The organism is Alloyangia pacifica (assembly GCF_020524285.1).
Taxonomy (GTDB): Bacteria; Pseudomonadota; Alphaproteobacteria; order Rhodobacterales; family Rhodobacteraceae; genus Salipiger; species Salipiger pacificus_B.
The window spans coordinates 53,415-79,447 of the sequence record NZ_JAIVKX010000010.1 but is presented as its reverse complement, the minus strand read 5'-3'; the positions used below and the strand labels follow the sequence as shown (position 1 = coordinate 79,447).

Sequence of the window (26,033 nt, the reverse complement as noted above, 5' to 3'; positions counted from 1 at the left end):
CGGATGCCTGTTGTTTTGCCCCGAAAATCTGTCCGAAATCGGCCTGTCTGCCGCCGCGAAACTAAACAACACCCCCTTGGCTGACAATCTCTTTTGCCCTCAGCTTCTTCCCCTCCGGCGTGGTTCTGCTATGTGGGCACGCGGATGTGACCAAAAGGATGTGGCTCATGGCCGACCGTTTCCGCCTGACCCTCGCGCAGCTCAACCCGACCGTGGGCGATCTTGCCGGCAATGCCGCCAAGGCCAAGGCCGCCTGGGAAAAGGGCCGCGAGGCCGGCGCGCAGCTCGTCGCCCTGCCCGAGATGTTCATCGCCGGCTACAACGCGCAGGACCTGCCGATGAAGCACGCCTTCACGCTCGACTGCATGGCGGCGGTGCGCAAGCTGGCCGAGGACTGCGCCGACGGCCCGGCCCTGGCGATCGGCTGCCCCTGGGTCGAGGGCACCGAGCTCTACAACGCCTATCTCATCTGCCGGGGCGGGCGCATCGTCACCCAGGTCTTCAAGCACCACCTGCCGAACTACGGCGTCTTCGACGAGGTGCGGGTCTTCGACAGCGGCGCCATCGGCGGCCCCTACGCGGTGGGCAACGTGCGCATCGGCTCGCCGATCTGCGAGGACGCCTGGTACGAGGACGTGGCCGAGACGCTGGCCGAGACCGGCGCCGAGTTCCTGCTCGTGCCCAATGGCTCGCCCTACCGCCGCAACAAGCACGAGACGCGCCTGAACAAGATGGTTGCGCGGGTCGTCGAGACCGGGCTGCCGCTGGTCTACCTCAACATGGTGGGCGGCCAGGACGACCAGATCTTCGACGGCGGCTCCTTCGTGCTGAACCCCGGCGGCCAGGCGGCGCTGCAGTTGCCCGTCTTCGAGGAAGACATCGCCCACGTCGACCTGGTGCGCACCCCCGAAGGCTGGCGCGCCGAGGATGGCGAGTTCGTCCAGCACCCCTGCGAGATGGAGCAGGACTACCACGCCATGGTGCTGGCCCTGCGCGACTATTGCCGCAAGACCGGCTTCGGCAAGGTGCTGCTCGGCATGTCGGGCGGTATCGACTCGGCGCTGGTGGCGACCATCGCCACCGATGCGCTCGGCGCCGAGAACGTTCGCTGCGTGATGCTGCCGTCTGAATACACCTCCGAGCATTCGCTCGAGGATGCCAAGGCCTGCGCAACCAACCTCGGCTGCCACTACGACTTCGTGCCGATCGCCGAGGGGCGCACGGCCATCGCCAACACGCTGGCGCCGCTGTTCGAGGGGCTGAAGCCGGACCTCACCGAGGAAAACATCCAATCGCGCCTGCGCGGGCTGCTGCTGATGGCGCTGTCGAACAAGTTCGGGGAAATGCTGCTGACCACCGGCAATAAGTCCGAGGTCTCGGTCGGCTATGCCACGATCTACGGCGACATGGCCGGCGGCTACAATCCGATCAAGGATCTCTACAAGACCCGGGTGTTCGCCATCTGCCGCTGGCGCAACGAGAACCAGCGGCCCTGGATGAAGGGCCCCGAGGGCGAGGTGATCCCCGAGCGGATCATCACCAAGCCGCCCTCGGCCGAGCTGCGCGAGGACCAGAAGGACAGCGACAGCCTGCCCGACTACCCGGTGCTGGACGGCATTCTCGAGATCCTCGTCGATCGCGACGGCTCGATCGACGATTGCATCGCGGCGGGCTATGACCGCGCCGATGCCAAGAAGGTCGAGCACCTGCTCTACATCTCGGAATACAAGCGTTTCCAGTCCGCCCCTGGCGCGCGGCTGTCGCAAAAGGCCTTCTGGCTCGACCGGCGCTACCCGATCGCCAACCGCTGGCGCGACAACGGGTGAGCGCGGTGCGGCCCCGGGTCCTTTTCGTCGTCCAGAGGTTCCACACCAACCTCTGGGAGGCGACGCGCGCCTTGAACGCCGCCGAGATCGACGTGGCGGTCTGGGGCGGTGGACAGGGCAATACCGAGGATCACAGCGTCGTCGCGCCGCGGCTGTTTCCCGATCACGTCGACCCCGCCGAGCTGCGCGCGGCCTGGGACGCGCTGAAGCCCGACCTGGTGATCCTGCGCAACGTCGCGCAGCACCGCCGCGCCGTGGCCCGGCTGGCCCGGCGCGATGGCGTGCCCGCCTGGTTCTACGACCTCAACCCCTACCATTGGCGCGAGCCGCTGAAGCGCCGACTGACCCGTCGTTTCCAGGGCCTGCCGCTGCGCCGGGTGACGCCGGTGCTGGGGCTCGACACCGCGATCCGCCCCGACACGGGCGCGCGCTATATCCCCTGGCCGGTCGTCGCCGCGCCCGATGTGCCGGAGCGGCGCGGCGATGGGCCGGTGACCGTGCTCTGCGTCGCCAAGCTCTACAACCCGCGCAAGAACCACGGCATGGTGATCGACGCGCTGCGGGCGCAGGGCCGCGCGGGCAAGGTAAAGCTGCTGCTGGCGGGCACCACCGGTGATCCGGTGCACAACGCCGCGCAGATCGCCGCGCTGGAAGAGGTGGCCGCCGCCGAGCCCTGGCTCGAGTTGCACGCCAACGTGCCCTTCAAGCAGATGCCCGACCTCTACCGGCAGGCCGATATCTGCATCCTGCCCTCGGTGCGCGAACCGCTCGGCTTCGCGCCGGTGGAATCCATGGCCTATGGCTGCGTGCCGGTGATCTCGACCGACGCCGGCTCGGCGGGATACGTGAAGCCCGGCGAGAATGGCCTGCGTGTGGACGTCACCGAGCCCGGCGCGGTCGAAGCGGTGCTGACCGCGCTCATCGACGACCCTGCGCTGCGCCAGCGCCTCGGCGCCGCCGCGAAGCGGACCGCCGAGGGCGAACTGGGCGCCGAGCGCTTCGTGGAACGGATGCGCGCGCTGCTGCGCGAGAGCGGCGTCACCGCCTAGGCGGTCTCACTCCCACCAGCGGTCGATGCTGGCGATGTCGTCGTCGGACCAGCCGAAGTGGTGGGCAAACTCGTGCACCGTGACATGGGTGACCAGCTCTTCCAGCGTCACGTCGTCCCGCTCGCGCCACTCCTGCAGGATCGGCTCGCGGAACAGCCAGACCGTGTCGGGATAGGGCGAGGGCCAGCTCGAGGATTTCTCGGTCATCGGGATGCCCTCGTAGAGCCCGGTCAGATCAAGCGGATCGTCGATCTCCATCTCGTCCAGGATCTCGTCCGGCGGCCAGTCCTCGATGCGCAGCACCACCTCGGCGGCGGCGGCGCGGAAGGGTTCGGGAAGGGCATCGACCGCGGCGCGGGCCAGGGTCTCGAAGGCGGCGAGATCGGGATCTTTCATGCAAGCGATATGGCGCGTCGGGCGGCGCTGGAAAAGGGGCAACCGCACAACGGACGCCCGGCGAAGACCTCCGGCCTCGGTGACGCAAAGACAGGTCGCTTTCCGCATATCGCGTCGCAAATGGCGCAGATTTTCCACGCCCCCGGCCTTAGCTGCGCGCTCCGCTTCCAGGAGAGTCGCATGATCACCGTCCACAGCATCCCCCAGGCCTTTTCCGAGACCGACTGCAACCGACTCATCGAGATCGCGCGCGGCGCCGAGGCCTCGGACGCGCGGCTCGTGGGACAGCAGCGCGCGCACAACCTGCGCCGCGCCGACCTCGTGTGGCTCGACGACGTCGAGGACACCGGCTGGGTCATGGACCGGATCATCGAGATCGTGCGCGATGCCAACCGCGGCGCCTACGATTTCGCGCTGGACGCCTTCGACGAGAGCGCGCAGCTGGCACGCTACGGCGCCGAGCGCGAGGGGCATTTCGACTGGCATTCGGACATCGGCGAGGGCCGTCTCGCGGCGCGGCGCAAGCTGACCATGGTGGTGCAGCTCTCGGACGCGGGCGACTACGAGGGCGGCGCGCTGGAGCTCATGCCCTCGAACCACATCGTCACGGCAAAGAAAGAGCGCGGCACCGCCACGCTGTTTCCCTCCTACATGCTGCACCGGGTGACGCCGGTCACCGGCGGCGAGCGCCATTCCCTGACCATCTGGGCGCACGGGCCGGCGTTTCGCTGAGGCCCGCGCGGCAAAGTCGCGCAAGTTCGCCTTTCCCGCGCGCGACAGGCGCACCGGATAGACTGTCCCGGCGCCACGGGCGCGTGGGACAGGCCCTCTAGGCGATGCAGGCGCGCCGGTCAGCCCGGCGCGTTCAGGTCATCAGCAACTGATAGCTGTGCGGGATATAGCGGAAACCGTCGCCCTCGGCCTCGACATAGCCGATCGCCGGGAACGGCATGTGGTAGCCAATGAAGGGGATCTTCTCTTCCGCCAGCGTTCCGAGGATCTTGCGGCGCGACGAGGCGGCGAGCTGCTTGTCCATGTCGAAGCGCACCTCCCAGTCCGGCTTGCCGACCGACCAGACGTAGTGGTTGGCCAGATCGGCGGTCAGCATCATCTTCTGCCCGCCGCTTTCGAGCATGAAGCACATGTGTCCGGGCGTGTGCCCCGGCGCGAGCACGGCGGTGATCCCCGGTGCCACCTGCCCGCCCGTGGTGAGGAAGCTGAAGCTGTCCCCGAGCGGACGCACCTTGCCGTCGAAGGTCTCGTTGCCGGCGGCGGACCAGTGATCCCATTCCTCCTGCCCGGCCAGCAGTTCGGCATTGGCAAAGGTCGGGGTGCCGCCGTCCGAGAGCCCGCCGATGTGGTCGCCGTGCATGTGGGTGAGCACCACGTGGGTCACGTCGTCGGCCGCGTAGCCCGCCGCCTCGACCGCGGCGACGATCCCGGCCGGGTCGAGCCCGGTGTCAAAGAGGATCACCGCGCTGCCGGTGTTGACCAGAGTCGGGGTGAAGAAGAACTGCGCCTTGTCGGTGGGGATATGCGCCGCCTTCGAGACCTCGGCGAATTCCTCTTCGCTGGCATTCGTCCCGAAGGTGCCCTGCGGATCGGGCACGGTGCGGGTGCCCGCCATCATCGCGGTGACCTCGAAGTCGCCGAGCGGCACGCGGTAGGTGCGCGGCACCTGCGGGCCCTGAGCCGCCTGCGCGCGGGCCGGCCCCGTGCTGCCGAGACCGGCGGCAATCGGCAGCGCTGCGGCGCAGGTCATCGCGGCGCGGCGCGTGATCTTGTCCTTCTCCATTGTCGTCTTCCTCTCCTGTGGGACTCGGGGGGCGTCTGGGCGCTTTCCCCAGCGGAAAGCCTAGCGCGCGCGAACCATCAGGCCAGAACGCGGCCCCTGACGCATGATCACATCCGCGTATTCGCATGACGTTAAGAATTCGCATGGCGTTGACCGGGCCGTCAGCAATCTCGCCTGCCGACGGATCGCTCCGGCGCCGCGCGCCGCCATCCGCAAAACCCGGTCAGCCCCGGATTTCGCTCGCCCCGCATTGCTCCAGGAGCCCGCGCACCATGGCCCGGGTGCAAAGCGTTGTGCCGGGCGTGGTCACCGTCGCGCTGGCCGCCGCCGCGCCCAGTGCCAGTGCCTCCGGCGCGCTCAGGCCCGAGGAAATGCCGAAGGCATAGGCCCCGACGAAGCTGTCCCCGGCCCCGACCGCCGAGAGCACCGAGACCTTGGCCGCGCTCACCTGCCAGAGCCCGTCCGGCCCGGCCATCACCGAGCCATCCGCGCCGCGCGCGAGGATCACCCGCTCGGCCGCGCCCCGCGCCACCAGCTCGGCGGCGAACCGAGCGGAGTCGGCGCGGGTCATCAGCGGCCGACCCGCCAGCTCCTCGGCCTCGAGACTGTCCATCCGCAGCACCGCCGGCGCCGGATCGGTGCCGCGTGCCAGAAGCTCCAGCACCGGCCCCGAGGTGTCGACGATCAGATGTGCCTCGCGATCCCGCAGCGCCCGGGCAAGCTCGACCGGAAAATCGTCGGGCACCCCCGGCGGCTGGCTGCCGCTGAGCACCACGATGCCGCCCGCGTGCACCGCGCTGGCGATCGAGGAGAGCGCATCGCGCACGTCGCCCTCGCTCCAGACCGGGCCGGGCATGACGAAGCGGTACTGCTCGCCACGGTTCCGGTCGTGCACCGCGAGGCTCTCGCGGGTCTCGCCCGGGGCGCGCATCCGCACCATCGGCAGTCCGAGCTCGGCCAATGCCGCCTCGAGCCGCATGCCCGTGGGCCCGCCGAGCGCCAGGAAAGCCCGCGCCGGGCCGCCAAGCTCGGCGGCCACCCGCGCCACGTTGATGCCACCGCCACCGGGATCGACGCTGGGTGTGGCGCAGCGCAGCTTCGGGCCGGCCACCACGCGGTCGGTGGTGGTCGACAGATCAAGCGCGGGATTGAGCGTGACGGTCAGAATGTCTCTCATAGGGCGGAGAATACACGGGTTCGGCACCTCGCCAAGGGCCGCGAACTGGACAAACCGCCGCGCTTGTGAAATTGCCACCCGCGTATGCAGGAGGCTAGCATGACCACCACCCGTTTCGCACCGTCGCCCACCGGTCACATCCATGTGGGCAACCTCCGCACCGCGCTGTTCAACTACCTGATCGCGCGCAAGGCCGGCGGCACCTTCATCCTGCGCATCGACGACACCGATGCCGAGCGCAGCAAGGAAGAATACGTCGACGGCATCAAGCGCGACCTCGAATGGCTCGGTCTGCACTGGGACAAGACGGAGCGACAGAGCACGCGGCTGGACCGCTACCACGCCGCCGCGGACGAGCTGCGCGCCATGGGCCGCTTCTACGAGGCCTTCGAGACGCCGACCGAGCTCGACCTGAAGCGCAAGAAGCTGCTCAACATGGGCAAGCCGCCGGTCTACGACCGCGCCGCGCTGGAGTTGTCGGAGGCCGAGAAGGACGCCCTGCGCGAAGAGCGCGGCAACGGCGTGTGGCGCTTCAAGCTCGACCAGCAGCGCATCGACTGGACCGACGGCATCCTCGGCGACATCTCGATCGACGCCGCCTCGGTGTCGGACCCGGTGCTGATCCGCGGCGACGGGCAGATCCTCTATACGCTGGCCTCGGTGGTCGACGACATGGACATGGGCGTCACCAACATCGTGCGCGGCTCGGACCACGTGACCAACACCGCGACCCAGATCCAGATCATCGAGGCGCTCGGCGGCACCCCTCCGGGCTTTGCGCACCACTCGCTGCTCACCGGTCCGCAGGGCGAGTCGCTGTCGAAGCGCCTCGGCGTGCTGTCGATCCGCGACCTGCGCGAAGCGGGCGTCGAGCCCGAGGCGCTGCTGTCGCTGATGGCCCGCCTGGGCTCCAGCCAGCCGGTGGAACTGCGCCTGTCGCTGGACGAGATCGCCGAGGACTTCGAGCTGAGCCAGTTCGGCGCGGCGCCGACGAAGTTCGACGAGCAGGACCTCTACCCGCTGACCGCGCGCAAGCTGCACCAGCTGCCGCTCGAGGCGGTGGCGCCGCAGCTCATCGAGATCGGCGTGCCCGCCGAGAAGCAGGAGCTGTTCTGGGGCGTCGCCCGCGACAACATCACCACCCGCAAGGACATTCCCGGCTGGTGGGCGCTGTTCCGTGACGGTGCCGAGCCGCTGATCGCCGACGAGGACCGGGAGTTCATCGCCGAGGCGATGGCGCTGCTGCCCGAGGGGCCCTACACGCGTGACACCTGGGGCGAGTGGACCAAGACGGTGAAAGAGGCGACGGGCCGCAAGGGCAAGGGGCTCTTCATGCCGCTGCGCAAGGCCCTGACCGGGCTGGAGCGCGGGCCGGAAATGGCCGACGTGCTGCCGCTGCTGGAGAAGATCCCGGCGAAAGGTCTGGCGAAGTAAGCGCCGTTCCATCGAAATGCGAAAGGCGGGCTCCGGGTCCGCCTTTTTCATGTATGCGTCGTCACGCGAGCCCGCCCGGGATCACGCCGAAGGTACCGGGCGCGCCGCCTCAGACCTCCTCGCGCTTCGCCTCCAGCCAGCGCCGGTCCGCCTCCACCTCCAGCGCCGCCCTGGCATGGGCGAAGGTGTAGTCCCGCGTGACCTCGGCTGCCTCGGCCAGAGCGGGCCACTCCGCGCGCCGCAGCACCTTCATCGCCGAGAGCACGCAGGAGACCACCTCGGGCCGCGCCGCGCCGTCGCGGATGAGCGGGTAGAAGCCGTCCTCGAGCAGGTGCGCCGGGTTGAGCGGCGCCATCTGCACGTGCGGGAAATCGGGCGGCGCCTCTTCGGGGCAGCCGAGCCCCATCAGCATCCGCTCCAGCCGCTGCACCACGTCGATCGCCGTGCCCGGATCGTTGACCGCGGGCGAGAGCGCACGGATGGCGACCTCGTTCATCACCATGACCCCGTAGCGGGCGTCCTGCTCCATGGTGCGCTCGGCCCCCAGGGTGAAGCACTCGGCAATCTTCTCGGGCGCGACATGGCCGCCCGCCACCATCCCCAGCGGCATCCCCGGCACCAGGTGCGCGCCGGGGTGGGCGATCACCCGGAACACCGCCTCGGAGGCCGCCAGTTTCTCCTCCAGCGCCTCGAGGTTGATGTATTGCACGTAGCCTGCGGTGGATGCCGGGACCTCCAGCGCGTCCGACGGCAGCGCATGCCCGGGCAGGGCCGCGCCCAGAGAGGGCTTGGCCATGGCGCGCTCCAGCGGCGGCAGGGCGCTTTCCACGACCCGGTCCAGCGTGTGATCCATGCTGCCCATGACGCTCAGGTGGCCGATCCAGCGCAGCATGGCGGCGATCACCGCGACGATGCTGGCGATGGTAAGGAAGAAGATCACCACCGCCGATTCCTCGGAGTAGAGCCCGGCGTTGAACAAAACCAGCGCGGTCAGCGAAAACAGGAAGGTGCCGGTGAAGGCCGCCAGCGCGGTCTGCGCCGTGCTGTCCTCAAGATGCAGCCGGTAGGCGCGCGGCGTGGCTTGGCTGGCCGCGGACTGGAAGGCCTGTACCATGACCGAGAGCGAGAAGGTGGTGACCGTCAGCATGGTCGTGGCGAGGATCGATAGGATCGGGGTCACCGCCTCTGCGCCGAAACGGTCCTTCATCCAGTCGGGGATCAACGGCTGGAACAGCGGCGCCAGTGCCACGGCGAGCAGCGCCAGCACCGCACCCATCAGCACCCGCACCCCGAGCCGCTTCGACAGGCGGTAGAGCAGCAGGAGCCAGCGCGGCGTCATCCGGCGAGCACCCGCGCGCCCAGCCCCGAGAGCGCCGCATCGACGAAGCCGCGCTCGTCATCCGTCAGGCTCTGCGCCCGCGGGTATTGCGGCGCGGCGCGGTCGTTGAGGATCGGCGCGTCCCAATTGGCGGTGCTGGCGAGGAACCGCTCTGCGCCCGCCTTGCCGAACTCGCCGAGGTAGCCCTGCAGCACCACGTCGAGATAGCTCAGCAGCACCGGGTGCTCCGCGTCGGGCGGCAGGCGGTCCGCCTCGGGCACCACGTAGATCGCCAGCGCCTCGACGGCCTCGGCGGGGTGACGCACGTCGCGCAGCGCATCGGTCCGGTCATAGCACGCCTCGCGCAGGTCGAGCGCCGTCCAGCCATCATCGTCGACGGGGGCGATCAGCCCCTCGATCTCGCAAGAGGGGTCGCGCAGCACCGTCAGCAGCGACACCGGCCGCCCCGGCACCTGGGCCCAGACCCGGCGCCAGCCCGAGGCCGAGGCCCGGTGCACCGGCGCGAACCCATGCGTGCGGCGGTTGACGAGAGAGCCATAACCGAAAAAATATGATGTGCTCATTTCGCGCTTTTCTTTCACCCAATTGATATGTGTCAAACCAGCCTTTGCCAGACCCCTGTATTTAACCCGGCAATCATTCAAAGCGAGGATATTTCCCGTGCGCGTGACCAAGAGAACGAATATCGCGATCCGCGTCTTGATGCATTGCGCGGCCAACACCGGGCGACTGGTGACCAAATCCGAGATCGCCAAGTGCTGCAACGCCTCGGAAAACCACCTCGCGCAGGTCATCAACCAACTGGCGCAACTGGGTTTCCTCAGCACGCACCGCGGCCGCAACGGCGGGCTCGAACTGGCACGACCGGCCAGCCAGATCCAGATCGGCGAAGTGTTCCGGACGCTCGAATCGCCGGTGCCGCTGGCCGAGTGCTTTGCCGACGCCGACAACACCTGCCCGCTGACCGAGGCCTGCCGCCTGCGACTCGCACTCACCGAGGCGGCGAACGCCTTCTACGCCACGCTCGACCCGATCACGCTGGATGCACTCGTGTGCGACAATGCCCCGCTGATCGACATCCTCGTGCCCGGCAAGGCCTGTTCGATCCCCTCGAGCGCGGGCGCGCTTGCGGCGACCGCGCAAGTATAATAGTTTCACCGCCATCGCGATGGGAGAACCGGCCTTGCCGGTGCCGAAGGAGCAACCGCCCCGGAAACTCTCAGGCCACAGGACCTTCGCGGCACTTGAAAACTCTGGAGAGAGGCGTTCCTAGCGCCCGCCGAAGGGATAACGATCTCAGGCGAAAGGACAGAGGGGGCATTTCGGGCGCGGACGGGATCCGCGCGGGAAATGTCCGGGGGCTCTGCGCCATTCCGGGCCGAGAGGATCGGGGAGCGCATGGACGAGCTGAAACGCACGCCACTACATGATCTGCACATCGAGCTGGGCGCCAAGATGGTGCCCTTCGCCGGCTACGAGATGCCGGTGCAATACAAGCTCGGGGTGCTCAAGGAACACCTGCACGCGCGCGAGAAGGCCGGGCTGTTCGACGTCAGCCACATGGGACAGGTGATCCTGTCCGGCGAGAGCGTGGAGAGCATCGCACTGGCGCTGGAATCGCTGGTGCCGGTGAACATCGCCGGGCTCGCCGAGAACCGCCAGCGCTACGGCTTCTTCACCAATGACGCCGGCGGGATCGAGGACGACCTGATGATCGCCAACCGCGGCGATCACCTGTTTGTCGTGGTCAACGCCGCCTGCAAGACCCAGGACATGGCCCATATGCGCGCCGGGCTCGAGCCCAAGGGCGTGACGCCGCGCCTGCTTGGCGACCGCGCGCTTCTGGCGCTGCAGGGTCCGGCGGCCGAGGATGCCCTGGCCGCGCTCAATCCCGCGGTGCGCGAGATGCGCTTCATGGATGTGGCAACGGTCGAGCTGGTCGGCGCCGAGTGCTGGATTTCGCGCTCGGGCTACACCGGCGAGGACGGCTTTGAGATCTCGGTGCCCGAGGACAAGGCGGTCGAGCTCGCCCGCGCCCTGCTGGCGCAGGAGGCCGTGGAGCCCATTGGCCTCGGCGCGCGCGACTCGCTGCGGCTCGAGGCGGGGCTCTGCCTCTACGGCCACGACATCGACAGCACCACCACCCCCGTCGAGGCGGCGCTGACCTGGGCGATCCAGAAGATCCGCCGCACCGGCGGTGCCCGCGAGGGCGGCTTCCCCGGGGCCGAAAAGATCCTCGCCGAGTTCGACAATGGCGCCCCCCGCGCCCGCGTCGGCCTGCGCCCCGAGGGCCGGGCCCCGATGCGCGAAGGCGTGGAGATCTTTGCCGAGGCCGAGGGCGGCGCGCCGATCGGCCATGTCACCTCGGGCGGATTCGGGCCGACCACCGGCGCCCCGGTCGCCATGGGCTACGTCGATATTGACCACGCCGCCCCGGGCACCAAGCTTTTCGGGGAGGTGCGCGGCAAGCGCCTCGCCGTCGAAGTGGCCCAGATGCCCTTCGTCACCCAGACCTACAAACGCTGACACAGACAGGGACAGCACGATGAAATTTACCGAAGAGCACGAATGGCTCCGCGTCGAGGGCGACCTGGTCGTCGTCGGCATCACCACCCACGCCGCCGAGCAGCTCGGTGACGTCGTCTTCGTGGAACTGCCGGAAGAGGGCACCACGGTCAGCAAGGACGACGAGGTCGTGGTGATCGAGTCGGTCAAGGCCGCCTCCGACATCCTCGCCCCGCTCGACGGCGAGATCGTCGAGGTGAACAGCCCGCTCGCCGACGAGCCGTCGAAGGTCAACGACGACCCCGAGGGCGAGGCCTGGTTCTTCAAGATGAAGATCGAGGACCTCTCGGCGCTCGACGACTACATGGACGAAGCCGCCTACAAGACCTTCATCGGCTGATGTCTCCGCGCCCTGCCCCGCCGCATCGCGCGGCGGTCACGCGGGGCCGGCGCCTCATTGAAGAAAGATGAAAGGGGCAGGGCCGTACCTTGCCCCCCAATCCCTGCTGAACCTGCTGTTTCGGGACAGATCCTCATGGCCTTCACGCCCACAGACTACCTGCCGTATGATTTCGCCAACCGCCGCCACATCGGGCCCTCGCCCAAGGAGATGGCGGAGATGTTCGAGGTGCTGGGGGTCCGGGACCTCGACGCGCTGATCAAGCAGACCGTCCCCGCCGGCATCCGCCAGGCCGAGGCGCTGGAACTTGGCAAGCCCATGTCCGAGCGCGAGATGCTCTGGCACATGCGCGAGGTCGCCAAGAAGAACAAGGTGCTGACCTCGCTGATCGGCCAGGGCTACCACGGCACGGTGACGCCGCCGGCGATCCAGCGCAACATCTTCGAGAACCCCGCCTGGTACACCGCCTACACGCCCTACCAGCCCGAGATCTCGCAGGGCCGCCTCGAGGCGCTGCTGAACTACCAGACCATGGTGTCGGACCTGACCGGGCTCGAGATCGCCAATGCCTCGCTGCTCGACGAGGCCACCGCCTGCGCCGAGGCGATGACCATGGCGCAGCGCGTGGCGAAGTCGAAGGCCAAGGCCTTCTTCATCGACGAGAACTGCCACCCGCAGAACATCGCCGTGATGCAGACCCGGGCCGCGCCGCTGGGGATCGAGATCATCGTCGGCAGCCCCGACGACCTGGACGCCGAGCAGGTCTTCGGCGCGATCTTCCAGTACCCCGGCACCCACGGTCACGTGCGTGATTTCACCGCCGAGATCGACGCGCTGCACGCCGCCAAGGCGATCGGCATCGTCGCCGCCGACCCGATGGCACTCTGCCTGCTCAAGGAGCCGGGCGCGATGGGCGCGGATATCGCCGTCGGCTCGACCCAGCGCTTCGGCGTGCCGCTCGGCTACGGCGGCCCGCACGCCGCCTACATGGCCACCAAGGATGCCTACAAGCGCTCCATGCCGGGCCGCATCGTCGGCGTCTCGATCGACAGCCACGGCAACCGCGCCTACCGTCTCGCCCTGCAGACCCGCGAGCAGCACATCCGCCGTGAAAAGGCGACCTCGAACGTCTGCACCGCGCAGGCGCTGCTGGCCGTCATGGCCGGCTTCTACGCCGTCTTCCACGGCCCCGAGGGGCTGAAGGCCATCGCGCAGCGCATCCACCGCAAGACCGAGCGGCTGGCGCGCGGGCTGGAAGAGGCCGGCTTCAAGGTCGAGCCCGAGACCTTCTTCGACACGATCACCGTCGACGTCGGCCTGCTGCAGCAGGGCGTGCTGCGCGCCGCGGTGAAAGAGGGCGTCAACCTGCGCAAGGTCGGCGAGACCCGCGTCGGCATCACCCTCGACGAGACCACCCGCCCGGCCACCATCGAGGCGGTCTGGCGTGCCTTCGGCCTGCTGCGCAAGGACGAGGATTTCGCCCCGCGCTACCGCCTGCCGGAGAACGCGCTGCGCACCAGCAGCTACCTGACCCACGAGGTCTTCCACATGAACCGGGCCGAGACCGAGATGATGCGCTACATGCGCCGCCTCGCAGACCGCGACCTGGCGCTCGACCGGGCGATGATCCCGCTCGGCTCCTGCACCATGAAGCTCAACGCCGCCGCCGAGATGATGCCGGTGAGCTGGCCCGAGTTCGCCGGGCTGCACCCCTATGTCCCCGAGGACCAGGCGCTCGGCTACAAGCAGATGATCGACGACCTCTCGGACAAGCTCTGCAAGGTCACCGGCTATGATGCCTTCACCATGCAGCCGAACTCCGGCGCGCAGGGCGAATACGCGGGTCTGCTGACCATCGCGTCGTGGCAGAAGGCGCGCGGCGAGGGCCAGCGCAACGTCTGCCTGATCCCGGTCAACGCGCATGGCACCAACCCCGCCTCGGCGCAGATGGTCGGCTGGAAGGTCGTGCCGGTGAAATGCGACGAGAAGGGCTCGATCGACCTCGTCGACTTCCGCGCCAAGGCCGAGCAGTACAGCGACACGCTGGCGGCCTGCATGATCACCTACCCCTCGACCCACGGCGTCTTCGAGGAGACGGTGCGCGACGTCTGCGCGATCACCCATGAGCACGGCGGCCAGGTCTATATCGACGGCGCCAACATGAATGCCATGGTGGGGCTCTCGCGCCCCGGCGATCTCGGCGGCGACGTCAGCCACCTCAACCTGCACAAGACCTTCTGCATCCCGCACGGCGGCGGCGGCCCCGGCATGGGCCCGATCGGCGTCAAGGAGCACCTGGTGCCGCACCTGCCGGCGCATCCTCTGGAAGAGGGCATCGCCGGTCCGGTCTCGGCCGCGCCCTACGGCTCGCCCTCGCTGCTGCCGATCTCCTGGGGCTACATCCAGATGATGGGCGGCGCCGGCCTGACGCAGGCGACCCGCGTGGCGATCCTCAACGCCAACTACATCGCGACCCGTCTGTCGGGCGCCTACGAGGTGCTCTACACCGGCCACGAGGGCCGCGTGGCGCATGAGTGCATCATCGACATCCGCCCCTTCGCCGACAGCTGCGGCATCACCGTGGACGATGTCGCCAAGCGCCTCATCGACTGCGGCTTCCACGCGCCGACCATGAGCTTCCCGGTCGCGGGCACGCTGATGATCGAGCCGACGGAGTCGGAGACCAAGGCCGAGCTCGACCGCTTCTGCAACGCCATGCTGGCGATCCGCGAGGAGATCCGCGCGGTGGAAGAGGGCAAGGCCGATGCCGAGAACAACCCGCTGAAGCACGCGCCGCACACGATGGAAGACCTCGTGCGCGACTGGGACCGGCCCTACAGCCGCGAACAGGGCTGCTTCCCGCCGGGCGCCTTCCGGGTCGACAAGTACTGGCCGCCGGTCAACCGCGTCGACAACGCCTGGGGCGACCGCAACCTGACCTGCACATGCCCGCCGATGAGCGACTACGCCGAGGCGGCGGAGTAAGACGGAAAGGGCGGGCGCGAGGGGCATCGTCCATCGGGCGCTCGAACCGATGGCACCACGATGTGTGCCCCGCGCGCTCCCCGCCCAACCTGAATCCGGAAGAGGGAAAGGCGGAACGCTCCGCTCTTCGTCTAGATGACAATATCGCCGCCGGAGGCAAGCCGAAGGCTTTCAACGCAAAAGGGCGGGACCTCGGTCCCGCTCTTTTCGCTTTGCTGCGCGGGCTGCCTCAGGCCTGCGCCGGCTCCAGCAGGCAAGCGAAGGCGTCGCGGATACGCTCCCAGGTCTCCTTGTTGGCGGCGCAGAGCAGCACCCCGTCGCGGTTGGCCGCGTTGTATTCCGAGCCGTCCAGCATCGCCACGTGGCCGCCGGCACATTTGGCGATCAGCGCCCCTGCCGCATGGTCCCAGGGGGTCAGCCGCGCGGAAAAATGGAAATCCACCGAACCCTGCGCGAAGAGGCGGAATTCATGCGCCGAGCAGCGCAGGGTGTAGCTGCGCTCGAAGCGTGGCAGCACCGCCGCGGCCTGCGCCTGTTTCTCCTCGGGAAAGAGGTAGAGCGGCACGAAACCGTGCAGTTCGGACAGCTGGCCGCCGGGCGACACGCCGATGTGGCGGCTGAGACGACGCTTCGGCAGGTACATCTCGGCGGGGCCGCCGGTCTCGGCCATCACCACGTCATCCATGATCGGATCGTAGATCATCCCGAAGACCGGAACGCCGAAACGGGTGGCCGACAGGATGATGCCGAAGGTTGCCAGCCCGTGCGCGTAGTTCCAGGTGCCGTCGACCGGATCGATGGTGAAGGCCAGTTCCGCGTCGCCGATCCTGTCGCGGATCTCGGGATGCTCGGCCACGGCCTCCTCGCCGACGATCAGCGCGTGCGGGTACATGCGCTGCAGCCCGCGCGCGATCATCGCCTCGGCGCCCTTGTCGGCGGCGGTCACCAGGTCCTGCCGCCCGGATTTCTCGGAGATCTCCGAAGGGTCGAGCGCGCGGAACCGGGGCAGGATCTCGGCCCGCGCGGCGCGGCGCAACAGGTTGAGGATGCTGGTCCGCTGCGCCGGGGTGATCGGGGCCGAGATCGGCATCGGCAGGGAATCGGTCATGGAGGAGGTCCGTCCTTTGCAGCCTTTGGTCGGGACTGACCTGCCAGCCCCCGCCCCGAGGATCAAGACACAAGGCCGAAGCCGGGGCCGACGCCGGGGGCGGGCCGCCTATTCCCGCGCCCGCAGAACCCGCGCCGGCCGCGTGCTGAGCGGGCGCCAGGCGAAGGCGAGCCCGGCCAGCAGCGTGGCCAACGCCCCGCCGAGGATGATCCCGAGCGCCGAGCCCCACATGACGCTGAACTCGGTTTCCATGAGGAAGTGGCTCACCGCCCAGCCCCCGAGGATGCCCGCCACCAGCGCCACGCCGCCCGCCGCCGCGCCAAGCAGGGCCGAGCGCAGCGCGAAGCTCTGCAGGATGCGCGCGCGCGAGGCGCCGAGGGTCTTCAGCACCGCCGCCTCGTAGCTGCGCGCCGCCTCGCCCGCCGAGGCCGCGCCGATGAGCACCAGGAAGCCGGTGAGCAGCGTTGCCGCCGCGCCCCAGCGGATCGCGCCCGCGACGCCCTCGAGCAGTTCCGACACCCGGTCGATGGCGTCGCGCACGCGGATCGCGGTGATGTTGGGGTAGGCATTCGCCAGGTCGCGCAGGATCGCCGCCTCAGCCTGCGGCTCGGCGTAGACCGTGGAAATCCAGGTGTGCGGCGCCCCGGCCAGCGCCGCGGGGTTCAGCGACATGACAAAGCCTATCCCGGCGGTGGAGAAATCCACCTCGCGGAAGCTGGTGATCGTGGCGGTGATGTCGCGCCCGAGGATATTGAGGGTGATCTCGTCGCCCAGTTCGAGGCCGATCTCCTCGGCCTCCTCGGCGGCGAAGCTCACCTGCGGCGGGCCGGCGTAATCCTCTGGCCACCATTCGCCAGCGGTGATCGTGGTGCGTTCGTCGGGCTGCGCCGCGTAGGTAATGCCCCGGTCGCCGCGCACCACCCAATGGCCGCCCGCCACCTCGCGCGCATCACGCCCGTTGATCTGGGTGACCACGCCGCGCAGCATCGGCGCGCTGTCGACCCGGCTCACCGCCGGATCCTCGGCGAGGCGGGTGCGGAAACCGTCGATCTGGTTCGGCTGGATGTCGACGAAGAAATAGGACGGCGCGACCTCGGGCAGGTCACGGGAAATGGCCGCGCGCAGGTTGCCGTCGATCTGCCCGATCGCGGCCAGCACCGTCAGCCCCAGCCCCAGCGAGAGCACCACCGAGGCCGCGGTCTCGCGCGGGCCGCCGATGGCCGAAAGCGCCCACCGCAGCGCGGGACGCCCGCGCGACAGCGGCGCCGCGCGATGCGCCAGCCAGCGGATGCCGGTCGCCGCGAGGGCAAGAACGGCCAGCGCGGCGATCAGCCCGGCGGCGGTCCAGAGGGTGATCTTGCGGTCCCCGGCAAAGAGCGTCGCCGCCCCCACCAGCAACAGCAGCAGCGCCAAGGTCGCGACCACGTAGCGCGTCGCGGGCAGGCCCCTGGCGCTGTCGAGCGCGTCGCGGAACAGGGTGGCAGCGCGCACCTCCTCGGTGCGGGCCAACGGCCAGAGCGTGAAGAGCAGCGCGGTCAGCACGCCGTAGAGCGCCGCCTCGGCCAGCGGCGCGGGGTAGAGCGTAAAGGCCACGGGCACCGGCAGCGCGCTCGAGATGATCGGCGCAAACAGCAGCGGGACGCCCGCGCCGAGGATCAGACCGAGCGCGATGCCGACCAGCGACAGCGCGCCGATCTGCAGGAAGTAGGTGAGGAAGATTGTGTTGCGCGAGGCCCCCAGCGTGCGCAGCGTGGCGATGACCGAGGTCTTGCGGGCAAGGTAGGCGCGCACCGCCGCCGAGACGCCGATGCCGCCCACGGCCAGCCCCGAGAGGCCGACCAGCACCAGGAAGCGTCCCAGCCGCTCGACGAAGCGCGCGACGCCCGGCGCGCCGTTGCGCGAGTCGCGCCAGCGGATGCCGCCCTCGCGGTAGCGCTCGGCCGCCTCGTCCTTCAACGCATCTAGGTCGCTGCCGGGGGGCAGCAGCAGGCGGTATTCGCTCTCGTAAAGCGAGCCGGGGGCGAGCAGGCCGCTGTTGCCGAGATCCTCGGTACGCACCAGCGTGCGCGGGCCAAGCCCGAAGCCGCCGCCCGCGTCATCGGGCTCGCGCAGGATCACCGCCGAGAGGGTGAACGCCTGCGTGCCCAGCTTGAAGCTATCGCCCGGCGTCAGCCCCAGCCGGTCGGCCAGCACCGGCGCCATGACGGCCCCCGGCAGATCGCCGCCCTCCAGCGCCTGCGTCAGGGGCATCGGCGGATCGAGCTCCATCTCGCCCAGCAACGGGTAGGCCCCGTCGACCGATTTCACCTGCGTCAGGCCCCGCTCGGTCTCGCCGTCCCGGGTCACCGTGGCCATCGAGCGGAAGTCGGTGACCACCGAGATATCGGTCGAGATGCCCTCTAGCCAGGCGCGTTCCTCGTCGCTGGCAAAGCGGTAGGTGAATTCCGCCTGCGCATCGCCGCCGAGCAGCACCGCGCCCTGGTCCGAGAGCCCGGCCTCGATGGCGGTGCGCACAGAGCCGACCCCGGCGATGGCGGCCACGCCGAGCGCGAGACAGGCGATGAAGATGCGGAAGCCGTGGACGCCGCCGCGCAGCTCGCGGCGGGCGAAACGGGCGGCGGTAGCGAGGCTCATTCCGCCGCCCTCGCACGGGCGGCGGTGGGGTCGACCCGCCCGTCGGTGAGCCGCACGACGCGGTCGCAGCGCTCCGCCAACCGGTTGGAGTGGGTCACCAGAACCAGCGTCGCGCCGTGTTCGTCGCGCAGCCCGAAGAGCAGGTCCATGATCGCCTGCCCGGTGCTGCCGTCGAGGTTGCCGGTGGGCTCGTCCGCCAGCAGGATCTGCGGCCGCGGCGCCGAGGCGCGGGCCAGCGCCACGCGCTGCTGCTCGCCGCCCGACATCTGCGACGGGTAGTGCCCGGCGCGGTGCCCGAGGTTGACCCGCTCCAGCTCGGCCTCGGCGCGGGCGAAGGCATCCTTCTGCCCAGCCAGTTCCAGTGGCGTGGCGACATTCTCGAGAGCGGTCATCGTCGGGATGAGGTTGAACGACTGGAACACCACGCCCATGTGGTCGCGCCGGAAGCGCGCCATCTTGTCCTCGTCCATGCCGGTGAAGTCCTGCCCCAGCACCGATACCTGGCCGGTCGTGGCGTTTTCCAGCCCGCCCATGACCATCAGCAGCGAGCTTTTCCCCGAGCCGGACGGGCCGATCAGCCCCAGCGTCTCGCCCCGCGCGACCTCCATCGAGATTCCGTGAAGGATTTCGACCGGACCGGCATTGCCCTTGAGGCTGAGGGTGACATCATGCAGGGCAATCACGGGATCGGGCATCGAAAGGGCCTTTCTGGAAAATGGCACGTTCACTGACATATGGGGGCTTTCCCCCTCTCAGCAAGGCCGCGGCCTGCCTTGCCTTTCTGCTCGCCCCCCTGCCCGCCTCGGCGCTGGAAATCCTCGCCTTGGGCGACAGCCTGACGCAGGGCTACGGCCTGCCCGCGCCCGACGGGCTGGTGCCGCAGCTCGAAGGCTGGCTGCAGGCCCGTGGCCACGATGTGACCCTGGTCAACGGCGGCGTTTCCGGGGATACGACCGCGGGCGGGCTGTCGCGGGTCGCCTGGTCGCTCACCCCCGAGATCGACGCGATGATCGTGACCCTCGGCGGCAATGACGTGCTGCGCGGCATCGATCCAGCAACCTCGCGCGACAACCTCGATGGCATCCTGCAGCAGGCGCAGTCCCAGGATGTGCCGGTGCTTCTGGTGGGGATGACCGCGCCGGGCAACTACGGACCCGAGTACAAGGCGGAGTTCGATTCGATCTACCCCGCGCTGGCCGAAACCTACGGCACGCTGCTCTTCGAGGATTTCTTCGCCGGGCTTCGCGAAGGTGGAGAGATGCCCGCGAATCTCGGCGCCGTGATGCAGGCCGACGGGATCCACCCCAACGCGGAGGGGGTGAAGAAGGTGGTTGCGGCGCTGGGACCGAGCGTCGAGGCGCTCATCGCCGAAGCCGAGGAGGATTAATGCCTCAGGTGCAGACCCGAGCGCAGACTCAGCGAGGCCAGCCTCAGGTGGAGGGCCAGCGACCTCGCCGCTCTCATGATCGCAATGCTACCGCCTTTTGCGCTCCGGCAACTCCGCCGCGCAGCGCAACGAAGACAATCGGCAGGACGCCCGACACGAGGCTGGCGGTGAAATAGAGACCGAACGCGTTCAACGCGCTGGCGTCGAGGAAAAGCCAGGAGAACAGACCGCACAGCGCACCGAAGATGCTGCCGGCCAACAGAGATATAATCGCCATACACATACCCTTCGAATTCAATGGGTCCCGTAGATCGGGGCCTCTTCTTGTGCTTCCATGCGTGACCTTGAATTCGGGCCCGAATATGGCAGGCCCCGTGGGAAAAGCAGGCAATTTGTCGTTTAATTACGGCACCTAATGCAAAGCGGCGCCTCCTTTCGGAACCGCCGCCCAGCACTTGAAGATGGAAAATCCAGGGTGACCCGGATCAGATCACCGTCACCTTCGTGCCCACGGGAACGCGCTGGTAGAGGTCGATCACATGCTCGTTGATCATCCGGATGCAGCCGTTCGACACCGACCGCCCGATGGTCTGAGGCTGCGTGGTGCCATGGATGCGGAAGAAGGTGTCGCGCCCGTTCTGGAACAGGTAGAGCGCGCGCGCGCCAAGCGGATTCCCGGGGCCGCCGGGCTCGACGTAGTCGTTGTCCTTGAACTTGGCGTAGGTCTGCGGCTCGCGCTCGATCATCTCGTTGGTCGGGCGCCAGGTGGGCCATTCCTTCTTCACCTGGATCACCGCCTCGCCGGTGAATTCAAGCCCGGCCTTGCCGACGCCGACGCCATAGCGCAGCGCTTCGCCGGGCGCGGTGATGAAGTAGAGGAAATGCGCGCGCGGCATGATGAGGATCTGACCCGGCTGCATGTCGCTGCGCATGCGCACGGGTTGCGGCGTGAACTTCGGCTCGAGCGCAAAGGCCGGGGCCGCGGTGGCCAAAACCGCCCCTGCGCTTGCCGTGGCGACGAATTTGCGACGGGTGATCATGGGCTGCTCTCCGGTTTTGTCTCAGGGCATAGGGAGTCTGTGCCTACCGCACATAAAATCAATGGGAAACCGCCGATGGCATTGTCACAATTGCGCGCAGAACACATATCAGGCGTAATGAATGTAAGGAGACCCAAAAATGGTCAAGCTTGTCTGTCTGGAATGTGGCCAGACCAATCGCGTCCCGCAAGAACGACTCTCCGCAGGCCCGAAATGCGGCACCTGCGGCGCGGCCCTGATGGACGGAAAGGCGCATGAGATCGATGCCGAGACGCTGGCAAAGGCCATCCGCACCGACGAAGCGCCCCTCGTGGTGGATTTCTGGGCGCCCTGGTGCGGCCCCTGCCGGATGATGGCGCCGGAATATTCCAAGGCCGCCACGGCGCTGAAGGGCAGGGCCCGGTTGGTGAAACTGAACACCGAGCAGCACCAGAAGGCAGCGGCGCAATTCGGGATTCGCGGCATCCCCACGTTGATCGCCTTCGGCAAGGGACGCGAGGCAGCGCGCCAGTCTGGTGCACTTCCTGCGGCGCAGATCGAATCCTTTGCCCTGCGCACTCCCGGCGCACAGGGCTGACCGCGCAGCGCAACCGGCTCACTCCTTCGGCGCGTTGGCGTTTCGCCCAGCCAGCATGACACTGATCGTATAGGCCGCCTGCGGGTCCATCCCCGAAAGGATCGCCGCGGCGGCATCCGGGCGCATGCGCCCGAGGAACCCGGCAGCGAAGTCGGGCTCCATCTGCGAGAACACTGCCGCCGCTTCGCGCGGCTTCATGTTGGCGTAGACCTGCGTGAGCTGGGCGACGTCATCCTCGGCCGCGCTCTCGGCAACCGCCAGCGTGGCGCGCAGGCGCTGCTCGCTTTCCTCGAGCGCCGCGAGCTTGTCGTCGATCGTGGTCTCGGCCAGCTGCAGGGCCTGCATCCGGCTGCGGATCTCGGTCTCGCGTTGCGCCATCTCCGCTTCGCGCGCCCGCAACGCCTCGAGCGCGGGCGCGAGATCCTCTTCGCCGACGCAGGCCCCGGGCATTTCAGCCGCGGCACCGGCATGGTCGGACATGCCCGCCGAAGCAATCTGCGCGTCCGCCCCCGTCTCCTCGGGAAGATTGTCCAGCGCCTGTGCCGCCCCGGCACCAAGCCGCACCAGCGCCGACGCGATCATCAGCGCGCCGATGATCGCAAGCACGCCGCGCCCGCGCGCTTTGCCCTTCCTCCGCAACATCACGCGGCCCCACTTCGGGAGTGGCGCAGGAAGACCGGCTCACGCCCTGGCTGCGGACCGTCCGCCGCCTCCGCCCCGGCGTCGGTATCCGATGTCTCGCCCGCCGGGGCCGGCGCGTCCGGAAGGTCGTGCATCGAGGCGATCAGCAGCTCCAGCCGCTGGGCCACCTGCTCACCCCGCGCGGTGAGATCGGACAGCTTGCTGCCCGATGTGCCCGCCGCCTCTTGCGCCGTCTCCAAGGTCCGGGTGAGGTCGTCGACCTGCGCCGAGAGCACCGCCACCGCACCCCCGACCCCTCTTTCGAGGTCGGTGAACCGGGTCAGGCGCCGTGACAGGACGAAGCAATAGAAGCCCGCCCCAAGAGCTCCGGCGGCCAGCAGGATATCCGCGATCAGCTCCATCTAAGATCCCTCAATTCAGCACAAATTCGGTTACCAGAAGGTCGCGCACGCTGCCGTCTCCGGCGACCAGCTGAATGCGCCTCAGCATCTGCGCGCGAAGGCGGATGAGCGCGCCCTGCGCCTCCACGTCCCCCGGTTCCAGCGCGCGCAGGTAGGTGTTCAGCACATCCAGAATGCGCGGCATCAACGCCTCGACCGCCGCGCGCCGCTCCGGCGCGACCTCGAGCTGCGCGGTGAAGCGCAGGTGGTGCAAAGCGGACACCGGCCCGAGCGACGCCACGAGTTGCGGCAGTTCGATGAAAGCCGCCGCCCCGGCGGCTTCATGCCCATCACCCTGCCCGTCGCCATGCCCGTCGCCATGCCCGTCACCGCTCGCGGCCGCTTGACTGGCCCCGGCATGGCTCGGCGCGTCATGGCCATCTGCCCCACCGACCTGCGCAGCGCCGCCGAAGGGCAGCAGTCCGGAGAAGGCGGCGTAGAACCCGCCGCCGCCCCCAAGCAGTGCGAGCAGAAGCCCGACAAGCAATGGAAGTTTCGATCCTTTCTTGGGCGGCGCATCGTCTTCGCCGGCCGCATCGGCGGTGGCGTCACTCATGGGGCACCTCACGTCTGGCAAGACGGTTATAGGCCCGCAGAGGCTAACCGAATGTTAAGTCTGCTCGGGCAAACATGCCTCTCACAGGTGGTGCGCCGGGGCCGCCACCGGAACGCCGCGGCCCCGGGGGCGGCACCCCGGTCCGGAACCAGAAGCGGAGGTCTTCTTGCAGCAGCTCGCGACAGTCTGGAACGCGCTCACCCCGCGCCGCCGTGCCGTGGTCGTCGGCGCCACGCTGGCGATGATCCTGGCCGTGCTCGGGCTCGCCCGGGTCGCCAGCGCGCCCCCCATGTCGCTGCTCTATGCCGGGCTCGAAAACGGCGCTGCGGGCGCTGTGGTCGAGGCGCTCGAGGCGCGGGGAATCCCCTTCGAGGTGCGCGGCGGCGCAATCTTCGTGCCCGACAGCCAGCGCGACGCGCTGCGGATGACCCTCGCCGGAGAGGGGCTGCCGGCCAATGGCACGCAGGGCTACGAACTGCTCGACACGCTCTCCGGCTTTGGCACCACCTCGCAGATGTTCGACGCCGCCTATTGGCGCGCGAAAGAGCGCGAGCTGGCGCGCACGATCGTCGCCAGCCCGCTGGTTAGCGCCGCCCGCGTGCATATCGCCAATTCCGGCACCAACCCGTTCCAGCGCGACGTCACCCCCACCGCCTCGATTTCCGTCACCGCCAGCGGCGCGGCCATTACACCGGTGCAGGCCCGCGCGCTGAAATACCTCGTCGCCTCGGCCGTTCCGGGCCTCGTCCCCGAGGAGGTCGCGGTGATCGACAGCGCCGCCGGCCTGATCGGCACAGAGGACGCGCCGGGCAGCGGCCCCAGCGCCGAAGATCGCGCGCTGGCGCTGCGCGACCGAGTGCAACGGCTGGTCGAGGCGCGCGTCGGCACCGGCAACGCTGTGGTCGAGGTCAGCGTCGATACGGTCACCGAAAGCGAATCGATCCGCGAGCGCCGCTTCGACCCGGAGGGCCGCGTCGCCATCTCCACCGACACCCAGGAAGAGACAAGCAGCAACCAGAACAGCGGCAGCCCCGACGTGACGGTCGCCTCGAACCTGCCCGATGGCCAGGCGGGCGGCGGCGGTGAAAGCTCGTCGAGCCAGAGCAGCGATTCGCGCGAACGGGTGAACTACGAGGTCTCCGAAACCATGCGCGAGATCACCCGCGCGCCCGGAGCCGTGCGCCGACTTACCGTCGCGGTTCTGGTCAACGGCAGCTTCGAGACCGCCGCCGATGGCACGCAGAGCTTCGTCCCCCTGCCGGACGCCGAGCTTGCCGCGCTTCGCGATCTCGTCGCCTCTGCGGTCGGCTTCGACGAGGCGCGCGGCGACCAGATCACCCTGCGCTCGTTGCCCTTCGAGCGCCCCGAGGGGCTCGGCACCGGCCCCATCGAGCCCGGCTGGTTCACCGCTCCGCTCGATCCGATGACGCTGATCCAGCTGGGTGTCCTGGCCACCGTCGCGCTGATCCTCGGGCTTTTCGTCGTGCGCCCGATCCTCGCCGGCTCCGGGGCCGCCCCTGCCCCGCTTTCGCTGCCCGGCTCGGAAACCGACCCCGAGGCCTTGAGCGGCGAGATCGAGGATGACGGCGGTTTCGCCGCCCTTCCCTCGCTTGGCAGCGGCCCCGATTTCGGCGGCCTCGGCATGGTGGATTTTGACACGCCCTCCGAGGAGGATCCGGTGGACCGGCTGCGCGCCTTGATCGAGGAACGCAAGACGGAAACGGTCGAGATCCTGCGCAGCTGGCTCGATGAGAAGGAGGAGGCGAAATGAGCGATCTGCGCAGCTTCCTCGAGGATTTCGCGGCCCCCCGCGCCGAGCCGGACGTCTCCACCGCCAGTATTGACGCTTCTGAGATCGAAACCGCCAAGCTCGACGCCTTCGACACCGGCTACCGCGCGGGTTGGGACGATGCGATCAAGGCGCAATCCGAAGATGCCGGCCGGATCGCCAGCGATTTCGCCCAGAACCTGCAGGACCTCGGCTTCACCTACAACGAGGCTTACCGGCAGGTGCTCGAGGGGGTGACGCCGCTGCTCGAGGAGATGCTGCAGGCGTTGCTGCCCCGCATGTTGCACGAAACCCTCGGACTGCACCTGCGCGACCAGTTGACCGCTCTGGCGCAGGAGATCGCGCACCGCGCGGTGGTGATCGCCGTGGCCCCGGGGACATCGGCGCGGATCGCGCCCCTGCTCGAGCAGGACTTCGGCTTTCCGCTCCGACTCGAGGAAGATGAGACCCTTGCCGAAGGGCAGGCCGACCTGCGGTTCGGCGAGACGGAACGGCAGATCGATCTGAGCGGCCTCCTCGAGGAGGTGACGCGCGCGGTCGAGGGATTTGCCCATGACACCCGGAGGAATGCGGCCCATGGATGAGTTTTCGGAAGAAGCCGGCCCGGCCGCCGATCGCCCCGGCGAGGCCGCGGCGCGCGGCACGCCTTTCACCTCGGTTCCGATCGAGATCACCGTGTCCGTCGGGCACGCCCGCCCGCTGGTGCGGGACCTCCTCAAGCTTGGCGAGGGCTCGGTGCTGACGCTTGATCGCCGGCTCGAGGACCCGGTGGAGCTCTACGTCGGCGACAAGCTGATCGGCACCGGCGCGCTGGAGGTCACCGGCGAGGGCGAGAGCGCGCAGCTCGCCGTGCGGCTGCTCGAGGTCATGGACATCCAGAGCCCGGGCTGAGCATGCGCAGCTGCCATCTTGCGCCCGATGTGCCGGCGCCGCGCCCAGAGTCGCGAAACCCGG

Annotated in this window: 26 protein-coding genes and 1 riboswitch; of the genes, 13 read left to right on the top strand and 13 right to left on the bottom strand. The window is 68.8% G+C overall.

All coding sequences use genetic code 11. The annotated features are described in order from the left end of the window. Positions 1–167: 167 nt before the first annotated feature. Together LC039_RS14920 and LC039_RS14915 are read left to right on the top strand one after the other, a co-directional pair. Positions 168–1,826: an NAD+ synthase gene (locus LC039_RS14920; protein ID WP_226625804.1), complete on the top strand. Its 1,659-nt coding sequence runs from the start codon at positions 168–170 to the stop codon at positions 1,824–1,826. A gap of 5 nt (positions 1,827–1,831) precedes the next feature. Beyond that, positions 1,832–2,875, top strand: a complete 1,044-nt coding sequence (locus tag LC039_RS14915; RefSeq protein ID WP_226625801.1) for a glycosyltransferase family 4 protein — start codon at positions 1,832–1,834, stop codon at positions 2,873–2,875. A gap of 6 nt (positions 2,876–2,881) precedes the next feature. Here the strand turns inward: LC039_RS14915 and LC039_RS14910 are convergent, their stop codons facing one another. Continuing rightward, a complete protein-coding gene (locus LC039_RS14910; RefSeq protein ID WP_226625800.1) occupies positions 2,882–3,271 on the bottom strand; it encodes a metallopeptidase family protein in 390 nt (129 codons plus the stop codon). A 180-nt stretch (positions 3,272–3,451) separates the two neighbouring features. On the opposite strand from LC039_RS14910, the gene LC039_RS14905 reads away from it, so the two are divergent. Beyond that, positions 3,452–4,003, top strand: a complete 552-nt coding sequence (locus LC039_RS14905) for a 2OG-Fe(II) oxygenase (protein ID WP_226625796.1) — start codon at positions 3,452–3,454, stop codon at positions 4,001–4,003. A gap of 133 nt (positions 4,004–4,136) precedes the next feature. Here the strand turns inward: LC039_RS14905 and LC039_RS14900 are convergent, their stop codons facing one another. Together LC039_RS14900 and LC039_RS14895 are read right to left on the bottom strand one after the other, a co-directional pair. Next, the gene (locus tag LC039_RS14900; protein ID WP_226625794.1) at positions 4,137–5,066 is read right to left on the bottom strand and encodes an MBL fold metallo-hydrolase; all 930 of its coding nucleotides are present in this window, start codon (positions 5,064–5,066) and stop codon (positions 4,137–4,139) included. Between the two features lie 223 nt (positions 5,067–5,289). Then, on the bottom strand, positions 5,290–6,243 hold the full coding sequence (locus LC039_RS14895; RefSeq protein WP_226625792.1) for a 1-phosphofructokinase family hexose kinase: 954 nt from the start codon (positions 6,241–6,243) through the stop codon (positions 5,290–5,292). Positions 6,244–6,342: 99 nt separating this feature from the next. On the opposite strand from LC039_RS14895, the gene gltX reads away from it, so the two are divergent. Next, positions 6,343–7,677 (top strand): glutamate--tRNA ligase, encoded by a 1,335-nt coding sequence (gene gltX, locus LC039_RS14890; RefSeq protein ID WP_226625791.1) that lies wholly within the window; start codon positions 6,343–6,345, stop codon positions 7,675–7,677. Between the two features lie 109 nt (positions 7,678–7,786). On the opposite strand, the gene LC039_RS14885 is transcribed toward gltX, so the two are convergent. Together LC039_RS14885 and LC039_RS14880 are read right to left on the bottom strand one after the other, a co-directional pair. After that, on the bottom strand, positions 7,787–9,016 hold the full coding sequence (locus LC039_RS14885; protein WP_226625789.1) for a DUF2254 domain-containing protein: 1,230 nt from the start codon (positions 9,014–9,016) through the stop codon (positions 7,787–7,789). Continuing rightward, positions 9,013–9,579 (bottom strand): gamma-glutamylcyclotransferase family protein, encoded by a 567-nt coding sequence (locus tag LC039_RS14880; RefSeq protein WP_226625770.1) that lies wholly within the window; start codon positions 9,577–9,579, stop codon positions 9,013–9,015. Before LC039_RS14880 ends, LC039_RS14885 begins: the two co-directional genes overlap by 4 nt. Before the next feature lie 97 nt (positions 9,580–9,676). Between LC039_RS14880 and LC039_RS14875 the strand changes: the two genes are divergently transcribed. The 4 genes from LC039_RS14875 (at position 9,677) to gcvP (ending at position 14,906) form a co-directional block, all read left to right on the top strand. Continuing rightward, on the top strand, positions 9,677–10,165 hold the full coding sequence (locus tag LC039_RS14875) for an RrF2 family transcriptional regulator (protein ID WP_226625767.1): 489 nt from the start codon (positions 9,677–9,679) through the stop codon (positions 10,163–10,165). Between the two features lie 10 nt (positions 10,166–10,175). Then, a riboswitch (glycine riboswitch) is annotated at positions 10,176–10,261 on the top strand. Between the two features lie 153 nt (positions 10,262–10,414). Further along, the gene (gcvT, locus tag LC039_RS14870) at positions 10,415–11,542 is read left to right on the top strand and encodes a glycine cleavage system aminomethyltransferase GcvT (RefSeq protein ID WP_226625764.1); all 1,128 of its coding nucleotides are present in this window, start codon (positions 10,415–10,417) and stop codon (positions 11,540–11,542) included. 19 nt (positions 11,543–11,561) lie between these two features. Continuing rightward, a complete protein-coding gene (gene gcvH, locus LC039_RS14865) occupies positions 11,562–11,921 on the top strand; it encodes a glycine cleavage system protein GcvH (RefSeq protein ID WP_226625761.1) in 360 nt (119 codons plus the stop codon). A 135-nt stretch (positions 11,922–12,056) separates the two neighbouring features. Continuing rightward, positions 12,057–14,906, top strand: coding sequence for an aminomethyl-transferring glycine dehydrogenase (gene gcvP, locus LC039_RS14860; RefSeq protein WP_226625759.1), 2,850 nt, complete (start codon positions 12,057–12,059; stop codon positions 14,904–14,906). Between the two features lie 229 nt (positions 14,907–15,135). On the opposite strand, the gene LC039_RS14855 is transcribed toward gcvP, so the two are convergent. The 3 genes from LC039_RS14855 to LC039_RS14845 all read right to left on the bottom strand — a co-directional run bounded on the left by LC039_RS14855 (position 15,136) and on the right by LC039_RS14845 (position 19,343). Beyond that, entirely contained in the window at positions 15,136–16,014 is an 879-nt protein-coding gene (locus tag LC039_RS14855; protein ID WP_226625756.1) for an inositol monophosphatase family protein, read from the bottom strand. Positions 16,015–16,122: 108 nt separating this feature from the next. Further along, positions 16,123–18,648 carry an ABC transporter permease gene (locus LC039_RS14850; protein ID WP_226625755.1) on the bottom strand — a complete coding sequence of 842 codons (2,526 nt, stop codon included), beginning with the start codon at positions 18,646–18,648 and terminating at the stop codon, positions 16,123–16,125. Next, positions 18,645–19,343 (bottom strand): ABC transporter ATP-binding protein, encoded by a 699-nt coding sequence (locus LC039_RS14845; protein ID WP_226625753.1) that lies wholly within the window; start codon positions 19,341–19,343, stop codon positions 18,645–18,647. The genes LC039_RS14850 and LC039_RS14845 overlap by 4 nt, the downstream gene beginning before the upstream one ends. A 20-nt stretch (positions 19,344–19,363) precedes the next feature. Between LC039_RS14845 and LC039_RS14840 the strand changes: the two genes are divergently transcribed. Continuing rightward, on the top strand, positions 19,364–20,035 hold the full coding sequence (locus tag LC039_RS14840) for an arylesterase (RefSeq protein ID WP_226625752.1): 672 nt from the start codon (positions 19,364–19,366) through the stop codon (positions 20,033–20,035). 73 nt (positions 20,036–20,108) lie between these two features. Here the strand turns inward: LC039_RS14840 and LC039_RS14835 are convergent, their stop codons facing one another. Both LC039_RS14835 and LC039_RS14830 read right to left on the bottom strand, forming a co-directional pair. Continuing rightward, entirely contained in the window at positions 20,109–20,294 is a 186-nt protein-coding gene (locus LC039_RS14835) for a hypothetical protein (protein WP_226625750.1), read from the bottom strand. 226 nt (positions 20,295–20,520) lie between these two features. Then, positions 20,521–21,075, bottom strand: coding sequence for a L,D-transpeptidase (locus LC039_RS14830; protein WP_226625749.1), 555 nt, complete (start codon positions 21,073–21,075; stop codon positions 20,521–20,523). Positions 21,076–21,214: 139 nt separating this feature from the next. Here LC039_RS14830 and trxC point away from each other — a divergent pair, with 139 nt between their 5' ends. Next, positions 21,215–21,652, top strand: a complete 438-nt coding sequence (trxC, locus tag LC039_RS14825) for a thioredoxin TrxC (RefSeq protein ID WP_226625747.1) — start codon at positions 21,215–21,217, stop codon at positions 21,650–21,652. An 18-nt stretch (positions 21,653–21,670) separates the two neighbouring features. On the opposite strand, the gene LC039_RS14820 is transcribed toward trxC, so the two are convergent. Genes LC039_RS14820 through fliL form a run of 3 tightly spaced genes read right to left on the bottom strand, consistent with a single transcriptional unit; the run spans position 21,671 to position 23,290 of the window. Then, the gene (locus LC039_RS14820; RefSeq protein ID WP_226625744.1) at positions 21,671–22,294 is read right to left on the bottom strand and encodes a MotE family protein; all 624 of its coding nucleotides are present in this window, start codon (positions 22,292–22,294) and stop codon (positions 21,671–21,673) included. Then, entirely contained in the window at positions 22,294–22,695 is a 402-nt protein-coding gene (locus tag LC039_RS14815; protein ID WP_226625742.1) for a hypothetical protein, read from the bottom strand. Before LC039_RS14815 ends, LC039_RS14820 begins: the two co-directional genes overlap by 1 nt. Before the next feature lie 10 nt (positions 22,696–22,705). After that, positions 22,706–23,290: a flagellar basal body-associated protein FliL gene (fliL, locus tag LC039_RS14810; protein ID WP_226625739.1), complete on the bottom strand. Its 585-nt coding sequence runs from the start codon at positions 23,288–23,290 to the stop codon at positions 22,706–22,708. A gap of 166 nt (positions 23,291–23,456) precedes the next feature. Here fliL and fliF point away from each other — a divergent pair, with 166 nt between their 5' ends. From fliF to LC039_RS14795, 3 genes are read left to right on the top strand one after another with little or no spacing between them, the layout of a single operon-like run. Next, positions 23,457–25,061 (top strand): flagellar basal-body MS-ring/collar protein FliF, encoded by a 1,605-nt coding sequence (gene fliF, locus LC039_RS14805; RefSeq protein WP_226625736.1) that lies wholly within the window; start codon positions 23,457–23,459, stop codon positions 25,059–25,061. Beyond that, positions 25,058–25,663, top strand: coding sequence for an ABC transporter ATP-binding protein (locus tag LC039_RS14800; RefSeq protein WP_226625734.1), 606 nt, complete (start codon positions 25,058–25,060; stop codon positions 25,661–25,663). Before fliF ends, LC039_RS14800 begins: the two co-directional genes overlap by 4 nt. After that, a complete protein-coding gene (locus tag LC039_RS14795; RefSeq protein WP_226625729.1) occupies positions 25,656–25,970 on the top strand; it encodes a FliM/FliN family flagellar motor switch protein in 315 nt (104 codons plus the stop codon). The genes LC039_RS14800 and LC039_RS14795 overlap by 8 nt, the downstream gene beginning before the upstream one ends. Positions 25,971–26,033: the final 63 nt, after the last annotated feature.

Coding starts and splice junctions, on each gene's coding strand:
- fliL (WP_226625739.1), bottom strand. CDS start 23,290: ATGAGTGACGCCACCGCCGATGCGGCCGGCGAAGACGATGCGCCGCCC.
- LC039_RS14845 (WP_226625753.1), bottom strand. CDS start 19,343: ATGCCCGATCCCGTGATTGCCCTGCATGATGTCACCCTCAGCCTCAAG.
- LC039_RS14900 (WP_226625794.1), bottom strand. CDS start 5,066: ATGGAGAAGGACAAGATCACGCGCCGCGCCGCGATGACCTGCGCCGCA.
- trxC (WP_226625747.1), top strand. CDS start 21,215: ATGGTCAAGCTTGTCTGTCTGGAATGTGGCCAGACCAATCGCGTCCCG.
- LC039_RS14910 (WP_226625800.1), bottom strand. CDS start 3,271: ATGAAAGATCCCGATCTCGCCGCCTTCGAGACCCTGGCCCGCGCCGCG.
- LC039_RS14905 (WP_226625796.1), top strand. CDS start 3,452: ATGATCACCGTCCACAGCATCCCCCAGGCCTTTTCCGAGACCGACTGC.
- LC039_RS14850 (WP_226625755.1), bottom strand. CDS start 18,648: ATGAGCCTCGCTACCGCCGCCCGTTTCGCCCGCCGCGAGCTGCGCGGC.
- LC039_RS14815 (WP_226625742.1), bottom strand. CDS start 22,695: ATGGAGCTGATCGCGGATATCCTGCTGGCCGCCGGAGCTCTTGGGGCG.
- gltX (WP_226625791.1), top strand. CDS start 6,343: ATGACCACCACCCGTTTCGCACCGTCGCCCACCGGTCACATCCATGTG.
- LC039_RS14820 (WP_226625744.1), bottom strand. CDS start 22,294: ATGTTGCGGAGGAAGGGCAAAGCGCGCGGGCGCGGCGTGCTTGCGATC.
- LC039_RS14830 (WP_226625749.1), bottom strand. CDS start 21,075: ATGATCACCCGTCGCAAATTCGTCGCCACGGCAAGCGCAGGGGCGGTT.
- gcvP (WP_226625759.1), top strand. CDS start 12,057: ATGGCCTTCACGCCCACAGACTACCTGCCGTATGATTTCGCCAACCGC.
- LC039_RS14795 (WP_226625729.1), top strand. CDS start 25,656: ATGGATGAGTTTTCGGAAGAAGCCGGCCCGGCCGCCGATCGCCCCGGC.
- LC039_RS14840 (WP_226625752.1), top strand. CDS start 19,364: ATGGCACGTTCACTGACATATGGGGGCTTTCCCCCTCTCAGCAAGGCC.
- LC039_RS14920 (WP_226625804.1), top strand. CDS start 168: ATGGCCGACCGTTTCCGCCTGACCCTCGCGCAGCTCAACCCGACCGTG.
- LC039_RS14880 (WP_226625770.1), bottom strand. CDS start 9,579: ATGAGCACATCATATTTTTTCGGTTATGGCTCTCTCGTCAACCGCCGC.
- LC039_RS14895 (WP_226625792.1), bottom strand. CDS start 6,243: ATGAGAGACATTCTGACCGTCACGCTCAATCCCGCGCTTGATCTGTCG.
- LC039_RS14800 (WP_226625734.1), top strand. CDS start 25,058: ATGAGCGATCTGCGCAGCTTCCTCGAGGATTTCGCGGCCCCCCGCGCC.
- gcvH (WP_226625761.1), top strand. CDS start 11,562: ATGAAATTTACCGAAGAGCACGAATGGCTCCGCGTCGAGGGCGACCTG.
- LC039_RS14885 (WP_226625789.1), bottom strand. CDS start 9,016: ATGACGCCGCGCTGGCTCCTGCTGCTCTACCGCCTGTCGAAGCGGCTC.
- LC039_RS14855 (WP_226625756.1), bottom strand. CDS start 16,014: ATGACCGATTCCCTGCCGATGCCGATCTCGGCCCCGATCACCCCGGCG.
- gcvT (WP_226625764.1), top strand. CDS start 10,415: ATGGACGAGCTGAAACGCACGCCACTACATGATCTGCACATCGAGCTG.